The following is a 582-nucleotide window of genomic DNA, read 5'->3' as shown; positions in this document are numbered from 1 at the left end:
GTTTCATAAATATCGTATTCAGTTTTCAGGGTGTAACTATGAACCTGAACTAAAGCGCAGAATATTGATGATGATCATATAGAAGCCTTTAGATCAGACTATGGTAATCCTGACAGTAAGTTCATTCATGTGGGGCTATAGCTCAGCTGGGAGAGCGCCTGCCTTGCACGCAGGAGGTCAGGAGTTCGATCCTCCTTGGCTCCACCAAACATTCCCTGATAGCTCAGTTGGTAGAGCACTCGGCTGTTAACCGAGTTGTCACAGGTTCGAGTCCTGTTCGGGGAGCCATATGGAGAAGTGTCCGAGTCTGGTCGAAGGAGCACGATTGGAAATCGTGTAGGCGTCACAAGCGTCTCGAGGGTTCGAATCCCTCCTTCTCCGTTCTGAAATTTATATGCTTTGGAGAGATACCCAAGTGGCTCAAGGGGACCCTCTGCTAAGGGGTTAGACTGCGTTAAGCGGTGCGAGGGTTCGAATCCCTCTCTCTCCGTTCGATCTACATAAGGCCCGTTGGTCAAGGGGTTAAGACACCTCCCTTTCACGGAGGTAACAGGGGTTCGAATCCCCTACGGGTCACCATTA

At 50.0% G+C, this 582-nt stretch carries 5 tRNA genes; all 5 read left to right on the top strand.

Features of this window, described 5'->3' with window-relative positions:
- Positions 1-131 precede the first annotated feature (131 nt).
- The 5 genes from ACY1JZ_RS26045 to ACY1JZ_RS26025 all read left to right on the top strand — a co-directional run bounded on the left by ACY1JZ_RS26045 (position 132) and on the right by ACY1JZ_RS26025 (position 579).
- Positions 132-207 (top strand) — tRNA-Ala (locus ACY1JZ_RS26045).
- Between the two features lie 5 nt (positions 208-212).
- A tRNA-Asn gene (locus ACY1JZ_RS26040) sits at positions 213-288 on the top strand.
- A 3-nt stretch (positions 289-291) separates the two neighbouring features.
- A tRNA-Ser gene (locus tag ACY1JZ_RS26035) sits at positions 292-381 on the top strand.
- Between the two features lie 20 nt (positions 382-401).
- A tRNA-Ser gene (locus tag ACY1JZ_RS26030) sits at positions 402-490 on the top strand.
- Positions 491-504: 14 nt separating this feature from the next.
- Positions 505-579: transfer RNA gene (locus ACY1JZ_RS26025), tRNA-Glu, on the top strand.
- Positions 580-582: the final 3 nt, after the last annotated feature.

The sequence above is a fragment of the Paenibacillus sp. J5 genome (assembly GCF_054955055.1).
Note: the sequence above shows the minus strand (reverse complement) of the source record. Positions and strands in the feature narration are given on the sequence as shown.